The 216-nt window shown below is 54.6% G+C and carries 1 protein-coding gene; it reads right to left on the bottom strand.

The annotated features are described in order from the left end of the window. On the bottom strand, positions 1–216 hold a 216-nt coding region (locus ACM0OS_RS29120; protein ID WP_414546643.1), incomplete at both ends, for a hypothetical protein.

The raw sequence follows: 216 nt of genomic DNA, 5'->3' as shown, positions 1-216 counted from the left end.
AGGTTTATTACTACATTAGTGTACACATCATTATCATTATTATTCAAAGCCACAGTCCCACCCACAGCCACAGCCAAAGCCACAGCCCCACCCACAGCCACAGCCACAGCTCCACCCACACCCACACCCCAAGCCCTAGCCCAACCCACAGCCCCACCCACAGCCACAGCCATATTCACAGCCACACCCACAGCCATAGCCACACCCATACCCATA

Origin of the sequence: Nostoc sp. CCY0012, assembly GCF_963920855.1 — a bacterium.
GTDB lineage: Bacteria > Cyanobacteriota > Cyanobacteriia > Cyanobacteriales > Nostocaceae > Cyanocohniella.
This window is presented reverse-complemented; position numbering and strand designations above follow the sequence as displayed.